18 protein-coding genes are annotated in these 19,455 nt (G+C 70.3%); 10 read left to right on the top strand and 8 right to left on the bottom strand.

Annotated elements, in window-relative coordinates; genetic code table 11:
* Nucleotides 1–8: 8 nt before the first annotated feature.
* The 4 genes from QC385_RS32615 to QC385_RS32600 form a co-directional block, all read right to left on the bottom strand.
* Entirely contained in the window at nucleotides 9–515 is a 507-nt protein-coding gene (locus tag QC385_RS32615) for a SigE family RNA polymerase sigma factor (RefSeq protein ID WP_279544957.1), read from the bottom strand.
* Nucleotides 516–721: 206 nt separating this feature from the next.
* Nucleotides 722–1,072: a hypothetical protein gene (locus tag QC385_RS32610; protein ID WP_010044117.1), complete on the bottom strand. Its 351-nt coding sequence runs from the start codon at nucleotides 1,070–1,072 to the stop codon at nucleotides 722–724.
* A gap of 97 nt (nucleotides 1,073–1,169) precedes the next feature.
* Nucleotides 1,170–1,529, bottom strand: coding sequence for a DUF6479 family protein (locus tag QC385_RS32605; protein WP_279544956.1), 360 nt, complete (start codon nucleotides 1,527–1,529; stop codon nucleotides 1,170–1,172).
* Between the two features lie 37 nt (nucleotides 1,530–1,566).
* Nucleotides 1,567–1,971 carry a ChaB family protein gene (locus tag QC385_RS32600; RefSeq protein ID WP_150478596.1) on the bottom strand — a complete coding sequence of 135 codons (405 nt, stop codon included), beginning with the start codon at nucleotides 1,969–1,971 and terminating at the stop codon, nucleotides 1,567–1,569.
* 125 nt (nucleotides 1,972–2,096) lie between these two features.
* Here QC385_RS32600 and QC385_RS32595 point away from each other — a divergent pair, with 125 nt between their 5' ends.
* Both QC385_RS32595 and QC385_RS32590 read left to right on the top strand, forming a co-directional pair.
* Entirely contained in the window at nucleotides 2,097–2,465 is a 369-nt protein-coding gene (locus QC385_RS32595; protein WP_059423021.1) for a ferredoxin, read from the top strand.
* A 141-nt stretch (nucleotides 2,466–2,606) separates the two neighbouring features.
* Nucleotides 2,607–3,785: an acyl-CoA dehydrogenase family protein gene (locus tag QC385_RS32590; RefSeq protein ID WP_279544955.1), complete on the top strand. Its 1,179-nt coding sequence runs from the start codon at nucleotides 2,607–2,609 to the stop codon at nucleotides 3,783–3,785.
* A 94-nt stretch (nucleotides 3,786–3,879) separates the two neighbouring features.
* On the opposite strand, the gene aztA is transcribed toward QC385_RS32590, so the two are convergent.
* The gene (gene aztA, locus QC385_RS32585; RefSeq protein WP_279544954.1) at nucleotides 3,880–4,620 is read right to left on the bottom strand and encodes a zinc ABC transporter ATP-binding protein AztA; all 741 of its coding nucleotides are present in this window, start codon (nucleotides 4,618–4,620) and stop codon (nucleotides 3,880–3,882) included.
* Between the two features lie 15 nt (nucleotides 4,621–4,635).
* On the opposite strand from aztA, the gene aztB reads away from it, so the two are divergent.
* The 4 genes from aztB (at nucleotide 4,636) to aztD (ending at nucleotide 9,004) form a co-directional block, all read left to right on the top strand.
* Nucleotides 4,636–5,493 (top strand): zinc ABC transporter permease AztB, encoded by an 858-nt coding sequence (gene aztB / locus QC385_RS32580; RefSeq protein WP_279544953.1) that lies wholly within the window; start codon nucleotides 4,636–4,638, stop codon nucleotides 5,491–5,493.
* A gap of 21 nt (nucleotides 5,494–5,514) precedes the next feature.
* Nucleotides 5,515–6,756, top strand: coding sequence for a hypothetical protein (locus tag QC385_RS32575; protein ID WP_279544952.1), 1,242 nt, complete (start codon nucleotides 5,515–5,517; stop codon nucleotides 6,754–6,756).
* Nucleotides 6,753–7,712 carry a zinc ABC transporter substrate-binding protein AztC gene (gene aztC / locus QC385_RS32570; protein ID WP_279544951.1) on the top strand — a complete coding sequence of 320 codons (960 nt, stop codon included), beginning with the start codon at nucleotides 6,753–6,755 and terminating at the stop codon, nucleotides 7,710–7,712. The genes QC385_RS32575 and aztC overlap by 4 nt, the downstream gene beginning before the upstream one ends.
* Before the next feature lie 95 nt (nucleotides 7,713–7,807).
* Entirely contained in the window at nucleotides 7,808–9,004 is a 1,197-nt protein-coding gene (gene aztD / locus QC385_RS32565; RefSeq protein ID WP_279544950.1) for a zinc metallochaperone AztD, read from the top strand.
* A gap of 9 nt (nucleotides 9,005–9,013) precedes the next feature.
* Here the strand turns inward: aztD and QC385_RS32560 are convergent, their stop codons facing one another.
* The 3 genes from QC385_RS32560 to QC385_RS32550 all read right to left on the bottom strand — a co-directional run bounded on the left by QC385_RS32560 (nucleotide 9,014) and on the right by QC385_RS32550 (nucleotide 14,927).
* Nucleotides 9,014–11,788 carry a SpoIIE family protein phosphatase gene (locus tag QC385_RS32560; RefSeq protein WP_443033052.1) on the bottom strand — a complete coding sequence of 925 codons (2,775 nt, stop codon included), beginning with the start codon at nucleotides 11,786–11,788 and terminating at the stop codon, nucleotides 9,014–9,016.
* Between the two features lie 37 nt (nucleotides 11,789–11,825).
* On the bottom strand, nucleotides 11,826–12,917 hold the full coding sequence (locus QC385_RS32555; protein WP_279544949.1) for an extracellular solute-binding protein: 1,092 nt from the start codon (nucleotides 12,915–12,917) through the stop codon (nucleotides 11,826–11,828).
* A 375-nt stretch (nucleotides 12,918–13,292) separates the two neighbouring features.
* The gene (locus QC385_RS32550) at nucleotides 13,293–14,927 is read right to left on the bottom strand and encodes a PucR family transcriptional regulator (RefSeq protein ID WP_279544948.1); all 1,635 of its coding nucleotides are present in this window, start codon (nucleotides 14,925–14,927) and stop codon (nucleotides 13,293–13,295) included.
* A 265-nt stretch (nucleotides 14,928–15,192) separates the two neighbouring features.
* Here QC385_RS32550 and solA point away from each other — a divergent pair, with 265 nt between their 5' ends.
* From solA to QC385_RS32530, 4 genes are all read left to right on the top strand, one after another.
* A complete protein-coding gene (solA, locus tag QC385_RS32545; protein WP_279544947.1) occupies nucleotides 15,193–16,332 on the top strand; it encodes an N-methyl-L-tryptophan oxidase in 1,140 nt (379 codons plus the stop codon).
* Between the two features lie 115 nt (nucleotides 16,333–16,447).
* Nucleotides 16,448–17,128, top strand: coding sequence for a haloacid dehalogenase type II (locus QC385_RS32540; RefSeq protein ID WP_279544946.1), 681 nt, complete (start codon nucleotides 16,448–16,450; stop codon nucleotides 17,126–17,128).
* A gap of 369 nt (nucleotides 17,129–17,497) precedes the next feature.
* On the top strand, nucleotides 17,498–18,607 hold the full coding sequence (locus tag QC385_RS32535) for an ABC transporter substrate-binding protein (protein WP_279544945.1): 1,110 nt from the start codon (nucleotides 17,498–17,500) through the stop codon (nucleotides 18,605–18,607).
* On the top strand, nucleotides 18,600–19,455 hold an 856-nt coding region (locus QC385_RS32530), incomplete at its 3' end, for an ABC transporter ATP-binding protein (RefSeq protein WP_279544944.1). The genes QC385_RS32535 and QC385_RS32530, both read left to right, overlap by 8 nt.

Here is a 19,455-nt window from a genome sequence, read left to right as displayed (position 1 = left end):
TTCTCCCTTCACCCCACGGGCCTGACGGCGTCGGACAGGATCTGGCGGAGCCGTGCGACTCCGCGTGACGTGTGGGACCGTGCGGTGCCCACCGGACAGCCCAGCGCCTGGGCGACCTGGGCCTCGGGCAGGTCCTCGTAGTAGCGCAGCACCACCGCGGCCCGCTGCTTGGCGGACAGCAGGGCCAACGCGGCCTCCAGCCGCGAGCGTTCCGCCACGGTGGACGACACGTCCCCCGGATCGGCCCGGTCGGGCAGTTGCTCCACCGGACGCTCACCCCACCAGCGCCGCTTCGCCGAGCGCGCCGCCATCCGCACCAGCACCGTGCGGACGTACGCCTCCGGAGCCTGCTCGGCGACCTTCGGCCAGGCGAACCACAGCTTCACCAGCGCTTCCTGCACCAGGTCCTCGGCCCGCTGCCGGTCGCCGCCCGTCAGCAGCCGCGCGACATGGAGCAGCGCCGACCAACGGGCGGCCACGAACTCGTCGAAGCCGTCCGCCCGAACCTGCTCCATCCCCACCGTCCCGCGTCTCAGTGACCCCCTACACCACTGAAAAGACGCTGGGCCCCCCATCACGCTGCACTCACCGGCTGTGATCCACCTCACTCAGAGTCGTGTGAGTGTGGGCGCGCGTGCAAGGCGTGCGCGCCGGACGTGTCGGGTGCGCACCTGAAAAGGGCCCGTGCACAGGCACGGGCCCTTCTGTCCGGCGGTGACGCCTACGTGCGGTCGCCCTTCGGCTTGCCCCGCTGGTCGGGGGTGCCGTGCGGCGGCGGGCTGAACGGCTGCGGGGACGTGGCGGGCGACACCGGCGAGCCTCCGTGCCCCTCGCCCGACTCGGGACGCAGGGCACCCGGGTCCCCGGACGTCGGCTCCGCGCCCTCGCGCAGCTGCTCGAGACGGGATCCCAGCAGCTCGGTCACCGGCAGCCGGTCGGCGTGCGACCGCTCGTACGCCAGCAGTTCCTCCACCTCGTCCGCGGACAGCGACCGCACCCGGCTCTCCAGGCCGCCGATCGGCAGGTGGTCGTAGTCCGGGAGCGGCAGGGTGTTGCGGGCGGGATCGGCCATGGTTCTCACTTCCCTGTGTACGGCGTGTACGACGTGCACGTATGACGGTTCACGTACGACGTGGGGTACGGAGCGGGAGTGCCGCGGGGCGGGGGGCTCAGCGGCCGCCCGGACCGCCGCTGCCGAACGAGCCGCTGCTGCCCTCGTTCCAGCGGGGACGCTCCTGGGTCGCGCTCCTGCGGTCGCTCTGGTTGCCGTGTGCCTTCAGCTCGTGCGGCGTCAGGCGACCCTGGCCCCGGGGCACCTCGTCGGGCTCCCTCCGCTCCCTCGCCTCCCGGACGGGACCCCCGTCGGGGAGCCTGGGCTGCTCGTCTGGGCGCGGCGGGCGCCGACGCTTGTGCCGGAGGCCCAGGATGAAGGCGCCCAGCAGCAGGGCCACGACCGCCAGACCCGTCACGACGAACCCGAAGCCGGGGGCGTCCCCGCCCGCGGCCATCTCCATCCATGCGGTATTCATGGCTCGCGAGTACCCTTGGTCGTCGCCGTGAACCTGCTCACCCCGACCGTGCGGCCCGGGTCTTCGACCGGTTCTCCTTGCGGACGGCGTCCAGCAGCTCCGCCTTCGACATCCGCGACCGCCCCTCGACGCCCAGCCGCTTCGCGAGGTCGTACAGGTGCTCCTTCGAGGCGCGCTCGTCGACGCCCTCGCCGCTGCGGCCGCCCTGCTGCCTGGGCCGGGCCGACCGCGGGTCCGACGGGGCCTTGCGGCCGCCCTCCTTGCGCTCCCAGTGGTCGCCGACCTTCTCATGGGTGTGCTTCAGCGCCCCGAAGGCCACGCGGTGCGCGCGCTCGCCCTCGCCGTACTGTTCCACCGCCGAGTCGTGCGCCTTGATCCAGGTGCGCTGTGCCTCCTCGGCGGAGCGCTCCAGGGTCGACGGAAGTTCCTCTCGCCCGGGCATGTGACTCACCTCCGTGCGTCGTCGTTCCCGGGCCTGCCGGGTGCCCGGCGGGCGGAGCCGGAAAACCGTACGGAACCCTTGCCGACACCGGGTTTGACCGGCATCGGCGGGGCTACCCGCGCGGTGTGACGACATCCCAGCAGGAGCTGTTCCGGTTCCTGGAGGACCGCTTCGCCTGTGCCCAGGCGTGCACCGAGTGCGCCCGGGCGTGCGCGTTGCGCGCGAGCCTCGTGGATCCCGACGGCACCGAGAACCAGGAACTCGTACGACGCAAGGGCATCATGTGCGCGGAGGTCTGCGACGCGACCTGCCGTGTGCTGTCCGAACAGAACCAGGTGGACGAGACCAGCATCCGCGTCCAGGTGGAGTGGTGCCGGACCGTGTGCCTGGAGGCAGCGCACGTCTTCGACCGGCAGCCGGGGGCGGAGGACTCGGCGGCGGCGTGCCGTGCCTGCGCACGGGCGTGCACGGACTTCCTCGCCACGCTGAACTGAGGAGCCGACGCTGAACAGAGGAGAACTGAGGAGACGACTCTGAACTGAGGAGCCGTTCCCCATCCCTCGCCCATTCCCAATTTCTGTAACACGTTCTACGGTGTGCGCCGACAGGACCGGCCTTGGGAGCCTGGAGGCGCCGTGCACCTCGAATACACGCCCGAGCAGCAGCGGCTGCGCGCCGAACTGCGCGCCTATTTCGCCGAACTGGTCCCGGACCACGCGTACGCCCGGCACGGCGACCCGGCCGCCCAGAAGCGGTTCTACCGCGAGACCATCCGGCGGCTCGGCGCGGACGGCTGGCTGGGCGTGGGCTGGCCGAAGGAGTACGGCGGGCGCGGCCTGAGCGCGATGGAGCAGTTCATCTTCTTCGACGAGGCCGCCCAGGCCGGCGTCCCGCTGCCGCTCATGGCGCTGAACACCGTCGGCCCGACGATCATGCGGTACGGCACCGACGAGCAGAAGTCCTACTTCCTGCCGAGGATCCTCTCCGGTGAGATCGACTTCGCGATCGGCTACAGCGAGCCCGGCGCGGGCACCGACCTCGCGTCACTGCGGACCCGTGCGGTGGTGGAGGGCGACGAATACGTCGTCAACGGACAGAAGATCTGGACGACCAACGGCGACACGGCGGACTGGGTGTGGCTGGCGGTCCGCACGGATCCGGCCGCGCCGCCGCACAAGGGCATCACGATGCTCCTGGTGCCGACCACCGCCCCCGGCTACTCCTGCACCCTCATCAACACCCTCGCTTCGCACGACACCACCGCCAGCTACTACGAGAACGTCCGCGTCCCCGTCTCCCACCGGGTCGGCGCCGAGAACCAGGGCTGGCGGCTGATCACCAACCAGCTCAACCACGAACGCGTGACCCTGGCCGCCCACGGCACCATGGCGATTCGCGCCCTGCACGACGTGCAGCGCTGGGCGATGGAGACCAAGCTCGCCGACGGCCGCCGCGTCGCCGATCTGCCCTGGGTCCGCCGCCTCCTGGCCCGGACCCACGCCCGGCTGGACGCGCTGAAGCTGCTCAACTGGCGGATGGTCGGTGCCGTCCAGGACGGCACCCTCACGCCGCAGGACGCCTCCGCCGTCAAGGTGTACGGCTCCGAGGCCCGACGCGACGCCTACGCCTGGCTCATGGAGATCGTCGCCGCCCCCGGCGCCCTGAAGGAGGGCTCGGCGGGCGCGGTCCTGCACGGCGAACTGGAACGCGGCTACCGTTCGGCGGTCATCTTCACCTTCGGCGGCGGCAACAACGAGATCCAGCGGGAGATCATCTCGTGGATCGGGCTGGGAATGCCGCGGGTGCGGCGCTGACCGAAGGCGTCCAGGACAGGCTCGGATTCCCCGGGTATCCGAGGTGGCCGAGCAGCCGGAGGGCGGTCGCGTCACATCGTTTGCCGGAGTCGCATCACGCCGGTTGCCAGATCCGGGCGAGCGTCGAGGCCGTGAGCAACTGCTCGGGGTCCCCCTGTCCTGCCAGGTGACCGTCGCGGAGCAGGAGGCAGGCGTCCGCCGAGCGTGCGGCTTCCAGGTCGTGCGTGGCCTGGACGACCGTCACTCCGTCGGCGACCAGCTCGGTCAGCAGCGCCCCGATGCGCTCCCTCGCCTCGGGGTCGAGGCCTGTGGTCGGTTCGTCCAGCAGCAGCAGGTCCGACTCCTGGGCGAGTCCTTGGGCGATCAGGGCGCGCTGTCTCTGCCCGCCGGACAGCTCCCCGAGCTGACGGGTGGCGAGGTCGGCGATGCCCAGTCGTTCCATGGCCGTGTCCACGGTGGCGCGGTCCTGCCGGGTCAGCCGGCGCCACGGTCCGCGTTCGCCCCAGCGCCCCATCTCCACCGTCTGTCTGACCGTCAGCGGCAGTGCGTCACCGACGGCGCCGCGCTGCGGGACGAACGCCGGCGGCCGGTTGCCGGCGTGGTGGAGCTCGCCTGATGTGGGTTGGATCACTCCGGCCAGTACTCCGAGCAGGGTGGACTTCCCGCTTCCGTTCGGGCCGACGAGCGCCGTGGTCGTCAACGCCGGTATCTCCACGTCAAGTTGATGGAGGACGGGACGGCCCGGGTAACCGGCGGAGATCTTGGCGAGGCGAACGCGGGACGTCCTGTCCTCGGAATGGGCGAAAGACGGGGATTTTTTGAACATGATTTTCATTGTAATGTCCACCGCATGGAGTGGTTGACGGGTCCCTTCGAGGTGACCTTCGTGCAACGGGCCCTATGGGGCGGAATGTTGGTGTCGGTGATCTGCGCACTGGCCGGTACCTGGGTAGTGCTCAGGGGGATGGCCTTCCTGGGTGACGCCATGTCCCACGGGCTGCTGCCCGGGGTCGCGCTCGCCGCGCTGCTCGGTGGCAACCTGCTGGTCGGGGCGGTGCTGAGCGCGGTCGTCATGACCGCCGGTGTCACCGCCCTCGGCCGCACCCCGAGGCTGTCCCAGGACACCGGGATCGGTCTGCTGTTCGTGGGGATGCTGTCCCTCGGCGTCATCATCGTGTCGCGCTCGCAGTCCTTCGCGGTCGATCTGACCGGGTTCCTGTTCGGTGACGTCCTCGCCGTCCGTGAGCAGGATCTGGTGTTGCTGGGTGTGGCGCTGCTGCTGGCACTGGTCGTCTCGGCCCTCGGCCACCGGGCCTTCCTCGCCCTGGCCTTCGACCCGCGCAAGGCCCGGACGCTCGGCCTGCGTCCCCGCCTGGCACACGCCGTGCTGCTCGGCCTGCTGGCGCTGGCCATCGTCGCCTCCTTCCACATCGTGGGGACGCTGCTGGTGCTGGGCCTGCTCATCGCCCCGCCGGCGGCCGCGCTGCCCTGGGCGCGCAGTGTGCGAGGTGTCATGGCCCTCGCGGCGCTGCTCGGCATCACCGCCACCTTCTGCGGTCTGCTGTTGTCCTGGCATCTGAGCACCGCGGCCGGCGCGACCGTCTCGGCCCTAGCGGTGAGCCTGTTCTTCCTCTCCCACCTGGCATCCGGTCTCCGCCGCCACCGGCGTGCGCGCTTCGTCGGCGTCCACGCCACGGCAACCGACTGAAGAGAATCTGAGGCGATCCCCTTGCTCGTCCGAAGAAACGTCATTCCCTGGGCTCCTGCCACGCTCGTGGCCGTCTCCCTGCTCACCACGAGTTGCGCGGGCCGGAACGACGACGTGTCCACCCCGAAGTCCACCGCCTCCGCATCCGCTCCGCACGGATACGTCGAGGGGGCACAGGAGAAGGCCGAGCAGCAGTCGCGGCTGCTGCTCAACGACCCGGGCACAGGAGACACCCGGGTACTCGACCTGATCACCGGAAAGACGCAGGAGGTGTCCCGGAGGAAAGGCACCGCCGAACTCGCCACGGACGGCCGGTTCGGCTACTTCCACACCTCAGGCGGCACGCACGTCCTCGACGTCGGCGCCTGGACGGTGGATCACGGCGACCACGTCCACTACTACCGCGCAGCCATACGTGACGTGGGCCGGCTGCCCGGAGGGCCCGGCACTCGCGTCCGCAGCGACGCCGCCGTGACCGCGGTGACCGACGAGGACGGCCGCGCCACGATCTACCGCCGGGCAGAACTGGAGAAGGGCAAGGCCGGTTCGCCCCGCACGCTCCCCGGGACACACGCGGGCCCTGCCGTGCCGTACGCGGAACACCTGCTCAGCCTCACGGACAACGGGCAGGACGCCGCGCGGCTCGCGGTGTACGACCGTGAGGGCAAGCGCGTCGCGTCGCCGGACACGGAGTGCCAGGACCCGCGGGGCGATGCCGTCACCCGGCGCGGAGTCGTCCTGGGCTGCGCGGACGGTGCCCTGCTCGTCCGTGAGGCCGACGGCGCGTTCACGACCAGCAAGATCCCGTACCGCGACGACGTACCCGGCAAGGATCGCGCCACGGCCTTCCGGTACCGGCCGGGCAGCGACACGCTCACGGCGCCGGCCGGTGACCGGGCCGTGTGGGTCCTGGACGTCACCGAGCGCACGTGGACACGGGTGAGGACCGGTCCGGTGGTCTCGGCCAACACGGCGGGCGAGGGTTCGGTCCTGATCGTCCTCGGAACCGACGGATCGCTCCACGGCTACGACATCGCCACCGGCAGGCAGGTCACCCGGACCAAGCCGCTCCTGACGGGCGCCTCCGCCGCCGGCACCGACGGGAACGCGGGACCGGTCATCGAGGTCGACCGCAGCCGCGCCTACCTCAACGACCCCAAGGGCAGACGCGTGTACGAGATCGACTACAACGACAACCTGCGCGTCGCGCGCACCTTCGACCTGGACATCGAGCCGGCCCTGATGGTGGAGACCGGACGATGACGAGACAGACGCAAGAGGCGCGTCGGCTGCGCACCTTCCTGCTGGCCCTGCTCACCCTCGCCCTGGCCGGTGCCGGCACCGGCTGTGCGAGCAGCGACGACCGGCCCCGGGTGGTCGTGACGACGAACATCCTGGGTGACGTCACCCGGGAGATCGTCGGCGACGAGGCCGACGTCACCGTGCTGATGAAGCCGAACGCCGACCCGCACTCCTTCGGCCTGTCGGCCGTGCAGGCCGCCGAACTGGAGCGTGCGGACCTCGTGGTCTTCAACGGGCTCGGCCTGGAGGAGAACGTGCTGCGGCACGTGGAGGCCGCCCGCGAGTCCGGGGTGGCCACTCTCGAGGCCGGCAAGGCGGTGGATCCCCTCACCTTCCAGGCGCACGACGACGGGGGCCCCGAGGAGGAGGCCGGGCAGCCCGATCCGCACTTCTGGACCGACCCCAACCGCATGCGTAAGGCCGTCGGTTTGATCGCCGACCAGGTGGTCGAGCACGTGGACGGCGTCGACCAGAACGCGATCCGCGACAACGCCGAGCGCTACGACGGCCGACTCGCCGACCTCACCACCTGGATGGAGAAGTCCCTCGGCGGCATCCCCGAACAACGGCGTGCGTTGGTGACCAACCACCACGTCTTCGGCTACCTCGCCGAACGCTTCGGCTTCCGGGTGGTCGGCGCGGTGATCCCGAGCGGTACGACGCTGGCCTCGCCCAGCTCCTCCGACCTGCGCTCGCTCACCGAGGCCATGCGCAAGGCGGGCGTACGCACCGTCTTCGCCGACTCCTCCCAGCCCAAGCGGCTGGCCGAGGTCCTGCGCACGGAGCTGGGCGACCGGACGCGTGTCGTCGAGCTCTACTCCGAATCCCTGACCGAAAAGGGCAAGGGCGCAGGCACCTACCTGCAGATGATGCGCGCCAACACCACCGCCATGACAGATGGCCTGACCGGCGCCTGAACGCGTCCCCTCACATGGCTCCCGGCCGATCGACCGTCCAGCAGCAGCACCCACACCCCGACGCCGCGCCCGCGCGGCCAGAAAGGAACACCCCGGTGAACAAGTCCATACGCAACAGAACCTTCACGGGCACGGCCCTCGCCCTGGCGGCCTCCGCCGTCCTGACCGCCTGCGCAGGAGAGGCCTCCTCCACCGACACGAAGGCCAAGAACGCCGCGGGCACCAAGGCCGTCGCGGTCAAGGACCCGCTGGTCGCCACGTTCGACGGCGGGCTGTACGTCCTGGACGGCGAGAGCCTGAAGCCGGCCGGCACGATCGAACTGCCGGGCTTCAACCGCCTCAACCCCGCCGGAGACGACGATCACGTCATCGTCTCCACCGACTCCGGTTTCCGCGTCCTGAACGCCGCCGAACAGACCTTCACCGGCGTCGAGTACAAGGGCGCCAAGCCCGGACACGTCGTACGGCACGCCGGCAAGACGGTCCTGTTCACCGATGGCACCGGCGAGGTCGACGTCTTCGACCCCGACGACCTCGCGGGCGGCAAGAAACCGCAAGGCCGCAGCTACACCTCCGCCGAGCCGCACCACGGCGTCGCCATCGAACTGAGCAACGGCGAACTCCTCAGCACAATCGGCACCGAGGAGAAGCGCACCGGCGCCCTCGTCCTGGACAAGAACAACAAGGAGATCAAGCGCAACGAGAACTGCCCCGGCGTCCACGGCGAGGCCGCGGCCAAGGGCGAAGCCGTCGGCATCGGCTGCGAGGACGGCATCCTCATCTACAAGGACGGCAAGTTCACCAAGGTCGACGCTCCCGACGACTACGGCCGCATCGGCAACCAGAGCGGCAGCGATGCGTCGCCCATCCTCCTGGGCGACTACAAGACCGACCCCGAGGCCGAACTGGAGCGGCCGACCCGCATCTCCCTCATCGACACCGAGACCGCGAAACTGCGCCTGGTCGACCTGGGCACCAGCTACTCCTTCCGCTCGCTCGGCCGCGGACCCCAGGGCGAAGCCCTCCTCCTGGGCACGAACGGCAATCTCCACGTCATCGACCCGGAAACGGGCAAGGTGGAGAAGAGGATCCCCGTCGTGGACGAGTGGCAGGAGCCGCTGGACTGGCAGCAGCCCCGGCCCACCCTCTTCGTCCGCGACCACACCGCGTACGTCTCCGAGCCGGGCAAGCGTAAGCTGCACGCCATCGACATCGAAACGGGCAAGAAGGTCACTTCCGTGACCCTGCCGAAGAGCACGAACGAACTGTCCGGTGTCGTCACCGGCCACTGAACCCCGTCGTCACGTCGACCAGGCCTCGTCCCACTGGTCCAGCAGTGTGTCGGCCGTGGCTCCGTCGGCGTCGGATGCCTGGCCGTGGAGCGACTGCTCCGTCCAGATCACCTTGCCGCGGGCCAGGTAGCGGGTGCCCCACCGCTGGGAGAACTGGGCGACGAGGAACAGACCTCGTCCGCCCTCGTCGGTGGTGGCGGCCCGACGCAGGTGGGGTGAGGTGCTGCTGCCGTCGGCGACCTCGCAGACCAGGCTGTCGCGGTCGTGCAGCACCCGCAGCCGAATCGGCTCGGTGCCGTAGCGGATGGCGTTGGTGACCAGCTCGCTGATCACCAACTCGGTGGTGAAGGCCATCTCGTCCAGCCCCCAGGCTTCCAGCCGACGGGTGACGTCCGCCCGGATCCCGGCGACGACCGCGGGATCGCCCGGCACGTCCCATTCGGCGACCCGGGAGGGATCGAGCCGGTGGGTGCGGGCTACGAGCAGGGCGATGTCGTCGCCCGGGTGGGCCGGAAGCAGGGTGTCGAAGACGTCCCGGCAGGTCTCCTCCGGAGTCCGGCCGGGGCGTGCCAGGGCATCGCGCAGCGCTTCCAGGCCGATGTCGATGCCGCTTTCCCGGTCCTCGATCAGCCCGTCGGTGTACAGGACCAGCCTGGACCCCTCGGGCAAGGTGACTTCGGCGGTTTCGAAGGGCTCCCCGCCGCCCAGCCCGAGCGGCGGGGCGCCCGGCACCCGCAGGTACTCCACGGTGCCGTCGGGGTGTACCAGGGCGGGCTCCGGATGCCCGGACCGGGCCAGCGAGCACTGCCCGGAGGACGGGTCGTAGACCGCGTAGAGGCAGGTGGCTCCCGTGACGCCCTTGTCGTCCCGCTCAGCGCTCTCCTCGCCGTCGATCCGGGCGACCAGCTCGTCCAGGTGGCCGAGGAGCTCGTCCGGGGACAGGTCCAGGGCGGAGAAGGTGTGCACCGCCGCGCGCAGCTGGCCCATGGTGGCAGCGGCGTGCAGGCCGTGCCCGACCACGTCGCCGACGACCAGCGCGACCCGGGCGCCGGGCAGGGGGATGACGTCGAACCAGTCGCCGCCGACCCCGTCCAGAGCCGGCAGGTAGCGGTGGGCGACCTCCACGGCCGAGTGGTCGGGCAGGGAGCCGGGCAGCAGGCTGCGCTGGAGTGTCTCGGCCAGGGCGTGCTCGCGGGTGTAACGGCGGGCGTTGTCGATGGCCACCGCGGCCCGGGCGACGAGCTCCTCGGCGAAGGCAAGATCCTCCTCCTCGAAGGGAGGGGCCTCCGAGCGCCAGAAACTCGCCATGCCCAGCACGACGCCGCGCGCCTGGAGCGGCACGGTGATCAGGGAATGGAAGCCGTGCTCCAGGACGCGCCGGGCGCGGACGGGGTCCTGGGCCGCCATCCAGTCCCCGGAGGCGGCCAGGTCTGCCTCCAGGACGGCGTGGCCGCGCTCGACGCCGACGGCCATGGGCGAGGTGGGGACAAAACGGATCAGCTCCCCGACGGGGTGAAGCGTCCGGGCTCCCTCGACGCCGTGCACCGCCGCGCGGCGCATCTCGGAGCCTGGCCCGGCAGGCTCCTCACCCCGCAGGACCGGGTCCAGCAGGTCGACGGTGGCGGCGTCCGCGAACCGGGGGACCGCCACCTCGGTCAGCTCCTGCGCGGTGCTCGTCACCTCCAGCGTGGTGCCGATCCGCACCCCCGCCTCGTACAGCAGCCGCAGCCGCTCCCGCGCCACCTCCGCCCGGCCCGCCAGGGCCCGCAGCTCCGTCGTGTCGCGCAGCGTGACCACGCTGCCCGCCGGGCCGTCGTCGGGGCCGACCGGCCGCATGTTGACCGCCAGCAGCCGGTCGCCGGCCAGGTGCACCTCGTCGGTGGCCACCCGGCCCGATCCCAGCAGCCGGGCGGTGCCATCTTCCAGGCCCAGGTCGGTGACACGGCGTTCCTCGGCATCCGTCGGCAGCGCCAGCAGCCGCCGCGCCTCGTCGTTGGCCAGCAGGAGCCGTCCGTCACCTCCGATGATCAGCACCCCTTCCCGCACTGCGTGCAGCACCGCGTCGTGGTGCTCGTACATGCGGGTCATCTCGGACGGGTCCAGGCCGTGGGTCTGCCGCCGCAGGCGCCGGGAGACCAGCGCCGTCCCACCGGCCGAGATCACCAGCGCGCCGCCGGCGAAACCGAGCAGCTGCGGCAGCTGGCCCTGCACCACCTCGTCCACGCTGTCGACCGTGATGCCGGCCGACACGAAGCCGACGATGGTCTTCCCGCCGGTGTCGTAGACGGGGACCGTCGAGTCCACGGAGAGGCCGAGACTGCCCTCGAAGGTCTGGGTGAAGGGCCTGTCGGCCGCGGCGCCTTCGCGCAGCGCGAAGATGTGCTTCCCGATCAGTGCCGGGTCCGGATGGGTCCAGCGGAAGCCGTTCGGATCGAACGCGACGACGTAGTCGACCCCGGACTCCTCACGGGCTTCCTCCGCACGCGGTTGCATCGGGACACGGGGGTTGTCGGACTTCATGGCCTCCAGCGTCCCCGGGGCATGCGCGAAGGCCTGGGCGACTCCGAAGGCAAGCTGCCGGGCCTCCTGCATGCTCGCGCTCCGGGCCTGGAACACGAGGGCCACGCCCGCGGCCGCGGCGAACAGAACCATGATCGCCAACTGGAGCAGGAACACCTGGCCCGCGACGCTGCGCACCCGGGGCAGGGCGGTCGAGCGCGGTCCGCTGTACCCGCTGTACGGGCGGAACCGAGACACCCTGAGCCGACCAGAACGAGTGGCCATATCCCTCCTGCCTTTCACCGCTCCCTGTGCCTCGGGCTCAGGCGCGTGCCCACGCCTGCCAGCGCTTGGTCAGGGCATCTCCGTTCTCGACCCACCACTCGACGTCCAGGTCGAAGCCGGACCGCAGGTGTCCCGGAGAGCTCGCCAGGTGCGCGGCGGCGGTCTCGGAGAGGTGTGCGTAGGCGGCCGGCACGACAGGGCCCTCGGGGTGGATCCGTGCGAAGTGGGCCTGTACCTCGGGCCGCAGGGCGAAGTCGATGAGCCGGTAGGCGGCCTCCGGGTTCGCCGCGCCCTTGGGAATGCCGTAGCCGTTGCTCTGCCTGCGAGCACCGTTCCACGCGTACGCGAGCGGGGAACCGTCCTTGACCAGATTCTGGACGCGGCCGTTCCAGACGCTGGAGGCCACGACTTCCTCACGGTCCAGCAGCTCGCCCGGTACGGCGCCGCTCTCCCAGAACGTCGGCAAGGAGTCCTTGATGTCGTCGAGGGCCGCGAAGGCACGGTCCACGTCGAGGGGGTACAGCCTGTCGAGCGGCACGCCGTCGGCAAGGAGGGCGAACTCCAGCTCCGGCCAGTCCAGCGAGCCCTGCAACGCGCGCTTGCCCGGGAATTGCCCGGTGCTCCAGAAGTCCGCCCAGGACTCCGGCCTTTTCCCGCCGAAGGCGTCGGCACGGTATGCCAGGACGCTGGCCCAATAGTTCTTTCCCACGCCGTGAGAGGTCAACAGGGACTCGGCGATGCCGGCATTCCTCGCGTGCTTCAGCCGGTCGTAGTCGAGCTCCTCTGAAAGCCCCTCCTGCTTGAAGAGCGCCAAGTGGGTCATGTTGATGTCCATGACATCGAACCGGGGGCGGCCTTCCTTGATCTGGGCGATCATCCGCTCGTGCAGGATGTTCACCACCTCGATCTGAAGCCCGGTCTCCCTGGTGAACGGGTCGTAGACGGCCCTTCGGTTCGCCGCCCCGTACGTGCCGCCGATGTCGCGGACGACGAGTGGTCCGCTGCTCTTGGTCCTGGTGGTGCCCTGGTCGGAGCGGGGCACGCATGAGGTGAGGGCAAGGGCGGCGACGCCTGCCGCGGCTCCGCCGCCCCTCAGGAATGCTCTGCGATCGATTCCGTGTTCTCTCACCCTCTTCCTCCTGTGGATCTGGGCGCGAGGCGGTAGGGGAGGGCGGATTCACGCGGAATGCGCTTCCCTGCTTCGGGTCCCGTCTATTCGCTACGGGATCGTCATTTCGGCAGAGATCTTCCTCCGTGAGGGTTGTGCAAGTATGCAGGCAATGTGATTGCTTTACCAGGGCGAGGTGGGAGAAGAGCCCGGGTCAGCCTTTCGTTGCGACAGTTGTCCGTCAGCCGCCCGGTGAACTCCTCGAAGGCGGCGGCGAAGCGGTCGTCCTCGACGAGGACGGAGGGGGGCCGCTCGCAGGGCACGATCCGGCGACTACGGACGGCTGACCGGCTCACTCGGCGCGACCGGCAAGGCGCTGCGCGGCACCTGACCTCGTCACGTGCCGGGCGCCGCCGCTCCCCGCGCGTCCAGCACCAGCACCGCGACATGCAGGGACGTGCACTGGAGGCCCGACTCCAGATCGCAGCCGAGGAGCCGTTCGATGGTGTGGAGGCGCTGGTAGTACGCCTGCCGGGACATGCCGGCCTGTTTCGCCGCGACCGACTTGTTCCCGGCCGCCGTCAGATAGGCGCGCAGCGCCGGGAGCAGGTCGCCGCCGTTGCGGTCGTCGTGCTCGATGAGACGCGTGAGCTGCCGTTCCGCGTACCGCTGGAGGCGGATGTCCTCCCGCAGCACGCCCAGGAGCTCCGGCAGCCGGACGTCGGCGGGGACGTAGAACCAGCGGTCGGGTGAGGCGGGCGTGATGGCCTCGGCCGTCTGCTCGGCCTCCTGCCACGACCGGGCGATCCCGGAGAGGTCGGTCACGCCGGGGCCGACGGCGACGACGGCCTCCGGGCCGAGCTCCTCGCGGCAGAGACGGCCGATCCGCTCGGCGACCGGCTGCCAGGCGCTGGCCTGTGCCAGGGCGAGGAGTACGCCGATCCGGCCCGGGGCCGTCTCGCCGACCAGGGCGCGGATGCCGGTCTGCGCCATCGCCTTCGCGATCCGCTCGTCGAGGTGTTCCCCGGTGCCGGTGTGCGTATGGCGGATGACCACGGCGAAGAGGCGGTGCCCGAGGGTCGGCAGTCCCAGTGCCTCGGCGCGTGCGCGGGCGTCCGCGGGGGAGCGGAAACGCCGTTCGTACAGGTCCCGCAGCACCGAGCGGTGGGCCCGGCGCTCCCACCAGGCCGGCCCGGCCAGCCGAGCCATGCTCAGGGCGACCGCCGCACGCTCCAGGACCAGGACGTGTTCCGGGTCGGGCTCCGGGTTCAGCCGGCCCTCCAGCAGGACCAGCCGCCCCCACGGCCCCTGGTGGTCCTGCACGGGCGCGATCAACCACCCCTCCGGGCCGCTGGGTGTGATCTTCTCCGGGGTCGGGGTGGCCCGGGAACGCCGGGACCAGGCCGACACCACCGGCTCGTACGGCCGGCCGAGCAGTTCACACATCAGGACCCGGTGGGTGAGGTCCTCCAGCACCACGGGGGCCCCGGTGAGCTCGGCCGTGGTGTGAACCAGTTCCTCGGGGGCCGCGCCCCGCAGCGTCAGGGCGGTGAAGATGTCCTGGATGTCCCTGCCGCGGCGCAGCAGCGCCCCATGGGCGTCGAGGATGAGCGCGTGCACCGCCTGCGTGACGTCGATGAACCGGACGCCGCGGGCCAGCTCGACCAGCGGCACCTCACGGGCACGGCAGGCCGCCACCAGCTCGTCGGGCACCTTCCGGTACCGGTAACCGAGCTCCACGATCAGGCCGGCCGCGCCGACGTCGGCGAGCTGGTCGACGTAGCCGCACAGCTCGGAGGCGTCCTCGGGATAGGGCATGCCGGTCGTCAGGACAAGCTCGCCGCCCTCGAGGAAATCCGCGGGGTTGAGCAGTTCGGTGACATGCACCCAGCGCACTCCACGGTCCAGCTGTGACTCACCGGCCAGCACGCGCGGCATCCCCTCGGCCAGCACCGGGAGGCTCAGAACCTCCGTGATGGTCGGGAAGTGTCCGGTTGCGGGATGTCTGGGCGGCATAGGGAGTGCTTTCATCCGGGGGTGGGGGTCACCTTCGCACCGGCACATCACCGTGACAAGAGGGGCAGGGTTACTTTCCGTGGTCGGCCCGCTCGCCGTGACACTTCGTCTCGATAAGGGCCCGAGGCGGAACAGAGTGTGGGTTGACCTGCGTATTCGCCGGGGTCGAGAGTGAACGCCATCCCCAAAGGGCCCGAATCGGAAGGGTCCGCACGGTGTCCCCACCGTGCCGGGGCACCACTGAGACACCCAGGCCGCACCCGGCGAAAGGAGCGACCTCATGCGCATCCCGAAGCGCGTTGCCGTGATCGGTGCCGGCAGTATGGGCAGCCAGGTCATGTGGCGACTGGCCGCTCGCGGAGCCGAGGTCATCGGCTACGACCGGTACGCCCCGGGGCACGATCGCGGCGCGGCCGGCGGCGAGAGCCGCATCTTCCGCGCAGTGCACCTCGGGGACCCCGGGTACATCCCGCTGCTGCGGCTCGCCGACCGGATGTGGGACCGGCTCCAGCGCGAAACCGGTTCCTCACTGCGGCGTCGCAGCGGCTGCCTGGTGATGGGCGAGACCGCATCGCCGTCGATGCGTCTCCTCCTCTCCGCCAGCTCAACCCACCGGCTGGACCACGAGGTTCTGGACCGGGAGGAACTCTCCCGCCGCTACCCCCAGCACCGCCTCCCGGACGGGCACACCGCCGTCCTCGACCGGATGGGCTCCATCATCAGGCCCGAGGCGTCGGTCCAGGCAGCCGCCGCCCGCGCCGAACAGCTGGGCGCCCGGCTGCACCGCTACACCCCGGTGCGGGAGATCGCCCCCGCGGCGGGCGGCGGCGTGCACATCGTCACCGACCAGGGCACGGACCACGTCGACACCGCCGTGGTGACCGCGGGCCCCTGGATCAACACCCTGCTCCCGGACCTTCCGCAGACCGTCGACATCCGCCGGCTGATCAGCTCCTGGCACATCCCCACCCGCCACGACTGGTTCGCGGGCGGCGCCCCCGCCTTCGTACGCAGCGCACCCCATGACTGCTACGGGCTCCCGTCACCCGACGGCATCTCCGTCAAGCTCGGTCTCTCCTTCGCCCGTTACCTGCCGGTACCCGATCCCGAACGGCTCGACCGCACGGTCCGCCCGGAGGAACTCGCCACCTTCCGCGAGCTCATCGGCGAGCTGATGCCCGATCTGAACCCCGACCCCATCAGGCTGTCGGTCTACATGGAGGGCTACACCGCCTCCGGGAACCCGCTCGTGGGTCATCTCCCCGGCGAGGACGACATCGTCGTGATGGCCGGATTCTCCGGCAGTGGCTTCAAGCTCTCGCCCGCCATGGGCGAGATCGCCGCCGACCTGGCACTCGACGGCACCACGGACCATCCCATCGGCTTCCTCGCACCGGCCGGAGCCGGCACCGCCGCCTGATCCCCGGCGATGCCGACGGCATCGCCCCTCACCCCCGACATCTCTGTCATGGGAATGCCCGGAAGGGCATGCGCCGGCCGTATCCAGTTCCCCCAAGCCAAGACAGGAGACCCTCATGCCCATTCCCTCGCTTCAATTCCGCCCGAAGTACGTCTCGTTCGACTGCTACGGCACGTTGATCGAGTACCCGATCACCCCCATCACGCGAGAGCTCGTCGGCGACCAGATTCCCGCCGGGCAGTGGGACCAGTTCGTCCGGGAGTTCCGCGGCTACCGCTACGACCAGGTCCGCGGCGCGTACTACTCCTACGAGCAGGTGCTGCATGACTCCTTCGAGCGGGTCTGCCGCAAGTGGGGTGTGAAGGCCGCTCCCGACGCGGGCAAGCGCTTCGCCGACGGTGTCCGCAGCTGGGGCCCGCACGCCGATGTGCCGGAGCCGCTGAAGAAGATGAGCGAGAACTACAAGCTGGTGATCTTCTCCAACGCCGACGACGCCTTCCTGGAGGAGAGCGTGCCCCGGCTCGGGGCGGACTTCCACGCGGTCTACACGGCGGAACAGGCGGGCTTCTACAAGCCCCGCTACGCCGCGTTCGAGTACATGCTCGACCAGCTCGACGCCTCCCCCGAGGACTTCGTGCACGTCTCCTCGCACACCCGCTACGACCTGATGCCGATGCACGACATGGGCTTCCGCAACCTCATCCTGCTGGACCGCGGCTATGACCCGGTGACGCACGGCTACGACTACGTGCCGGTGAAGTCCCTGGACGACCTCAACACCATGCTCGGCATCTGACACGTCGCTCACGCCCCCGCACGGACAGCCCCGAAGAACCCCGCTGAGCTTGTCGGCGACGCCCGCGTAGAACTCGAAGTGCCGGGCCGAGGGGGCGATGTCCACCGCCGCATCATCGACCCGGCCGGCGGCGGGTAGCACACGGTCCACGCCCCGCCCGACGGTCGGATCTTCTACGGGGTGCACGGCCTCACCGTCGTCCCGGCGCCTAACCGGCCGCCTTGGCCGTCTCGTGGGTCCCCGTCACGCGCGAATCGGCACCCTCCCGACCCCCCGGCGCGGGCGTCGGATCCGACGAGACGGACCCACTCCCAGCCCCCCATCCCAGCCGTCCCTGTTCCCCTTAGCACCACCCCCAGGAGGCATACCATGAGAGACGCCCGTATAGATCGCAGACTCTTCCTGCGCGGCGTCGGCGGAGCCACGGCGGGTCTCGCCGCCGCGACCGCCCTCAGCGCCTGCGGTACCGGCACCAGCCGCAGCGCTTCCACCGGCACCGGTGGGAAGGGCGGCAAGACGGTGGTCGTCCGTGACAGTGGCGGTTCCTACGGCGCGGCCCTGCAGAAGGCGATCTACACGCCGTTCACGCAGGAGACCGGGATCGGCGTCAAGGTGCTGAACCTGGACGACGCCCCGCTGCTGGCCCAGATCAAGCAGGGGCGCCCGCAGTGCGACCTCATCAACAACTCGATGATGTCCCACCACAAGTACGTGAAGCAGGATGCCCTGGAGACGCTGGACCCCGGCCGGCTCAAGAGCCTGAAGAGCGCCAAGATCCCCGAGAACCAGATCACCGACCACGCCATCGGGCACAGCTTCTACGGCCAGTGCATCGCGTACCGCACGGACGCCTTCGATGGCCGCAAGCCGGAGTCGTGGGCGGACTTCTGGGACACCAAGGCGTTCAAGGGCGGCCGCGCGATGGTCAGCCCGGACGGTGACCTGCCGGAGCTGGAGTTCGCGCTGCTGGCCGACGGTGTGCCGATGGACAAGCTGTACCCGCTGGATGTGGACCGCGCCTTCAAGGTGCTGACCCGGCTGCGGGGTGACATCAAGAAGTTCTGGGACAGCGGCCCGCTTCCCGGTGTGCTGCTGAGCCGCCAGGAGGTGACGATGTCCACCGTCTGGGACGGCCGGATCGCCGATCTCCAGAAGCAGGGTGTCCCGGTCGCGCGGCAGCTCAACGGCATGCGCCGCCAGTTCTCGGGCTATGCCATCGCCAAGGGCGCGGCCAACGTGGACGGTGCCTACCAGCTCATGGACTTCGCGTTGCGTGCCGAGGTTCAGGCCGCCCTGGCCAAGGCCTTCCCGTCGAACCCGTCCTCCCCGGTGGCCTACGCCAAGCTCACCGAGGACGAGCGCAACGCTCTCGCCGGTGCGCCGAAGTACTACGACGAGGGCTTCGACACCGACATCGACTGGTGGCTGAAGAACGAAACCGCCGTCACCAAGCGCTGGTTGGAGTGGGCTCGTGGCTGAATTCGGTATCGCCACACCATCTGTGAAGGTGGCCGGCAGCACCCTGCCCACCGCGACGGGCAAAGCGCTGTCGGTGGTGGCCCTGCGCAAGACCTACGGGGACGTCGTCGCAGTCGACGAGGCGTCCATGGAGATCGCGGCCGGGGAGTTCGTCACCTTTCTCGGTGCCTCGGGGTCGGGCAAGACCACGACCCTGATGATGATCGCCGGGTTCTGCGAACCCGACTCCGGCACCATCACCGTCGGGGACCGTGATGTCACGAAGCTCGCCCCGCAGAAACGCAACCTCGGCTTCGTTTTCCAGCAGTACCTGCTGTTCCCGCACATGACCGTGAGCGAGAACGTCGCCTTCCCGCTCACGCTGCGCGGGGTGTCGAAGGACGAGATCCGCAGGCGGGTCGGGGAGACGCTGGAGATCGCCGGTCTGTCCGGGTTCGGCGGCCGCAAGCCGCGTGAGCTGTCCGGCGGTCAGCAGCAGCGTGTCGCGCTGTGCCGGGCGCTGGTCTACCGCCCGCCGGTGATCCTCATGGACGAGCCGCTGGGCGCGCTGGACAAGAAGCTCCGTGACCAGCTCCAGGTGGAGATCAAGGCGATCCAGCAGGAACTCGGCCTGACCGTCATCTATGTGACGCACGACCAGGAAGAGGCCCTGGTCATGTCGGATCGCATCGCGGTGATGCGCAACGGCCTGATCGAGCAGTTCGACACCCCGAGGGAGCTGTTCGAACGGCCCAGGACCCCGTTCGTGGCGGACTTCCTCGGCGCTGCCAACTTCCTGCCCGGGCGCATCGATCAGCACACCGACGAGCACACCCTGGTCCGCCTCGATGCGTCCGGCGGCCTGATCA

Source organism: Streptomyces sp. DH10, from assembly GCF_029813805.1.
In the GTDB taxonomy this organism is placed as follows: Bacteria; Actinomycetota; Actinomycetes; order Streptomycetales; family Streptomycetaceae; genus Streptomyces; species Streptomyces coeruleofuscus.
This window is presented reverse-complemented; position numbering and strand designations above follow the sequence as displayed.

Bases quoted from the DNA above. Each gene is read 5' to 3' on its own strand.
- QC385_RS32615 (WP_279544957.1), bottom strand. From the start codon at position 515: ATGGAGCAGGTTCGGGCGGACGGCTTCGACGAGTTCGTGGCCGCCCGT.
- QC385_RS32610 (WP_010044117.1), bottom strand. From the start codon at position 1,072: ATGGCCGATCCCGCCCGCAACACCCTGCCGCTCCCGGACTACGACCAC.
- QC385_RS32605 (WP_279544956.1), bottom strand. From the start codon at position 1,529: ATGAATACCGCATGGATGGAGATGGCCGCGGGCGGGGACGCCCCCGGC.
- QC385_RS32600 (WP_150478596.1), bottom strand. From the start codon at position 1,971: ATGCCCGGGCGAGAGGAACTTCCGTCGACCCTGGAGCGCTCCGCCGAG.
- aztA (WP_279544954.1), bottom strand. From the start codon at position 4,620: ATGAAAATCATGTTCAAAAAATCCCCGTCTTTCGCCCATTCCGAGGAC.
- aztB (WP_279544953.1), top strand. From the start codon at position 4,636: ATGGAGTGGTTGACGGGTCCCTTCGAGGTGACCTTCGTGCAACGGGCC.
- aztC (WP_279544951.1), top strand. From the start codon at position 6,753: ATGACGAGACAGACGCAAGAGGCGCGTCGGCTGCGCACCTTCCTGCTG.
- QC385_RS32560 (WP_443033052.1), bottom strand. From the start codon at position 11,788: ATGGCCACTCGTTCTGGTCGGCTCAGGGTGTCTCGGTTCCGCCCGTAC.
- QC385_RS32550 (WP_279544948.1), bottom strand. From the start codon at position 14,927: ATGAAAGCACTCCCTATGCCGCCCAGACATCCCGCAACCGGACACTTC.
- solA (WP_279544947.1), top strand. From the start codon at position 15,193: ATGCGCATCCCGAAGCGCGTTGCCGTGATCGGTGCCGGCAGTATGGGC.
- QC385_RS32540 (WP_279544946.1), top strand. From the start codon at position 16,448: ATGCCCATTCCCTCGCTTCAATTCCGCCCGAAGTACGTCTCGTTCGAC.
- QC385_RS32535 (WP_279544945.1), top strand. From the start codon at position 17,498: ATGAGAGACGCCCGTATAGATCGCAGACTCTTCCTGCGCGGCGTCGGC.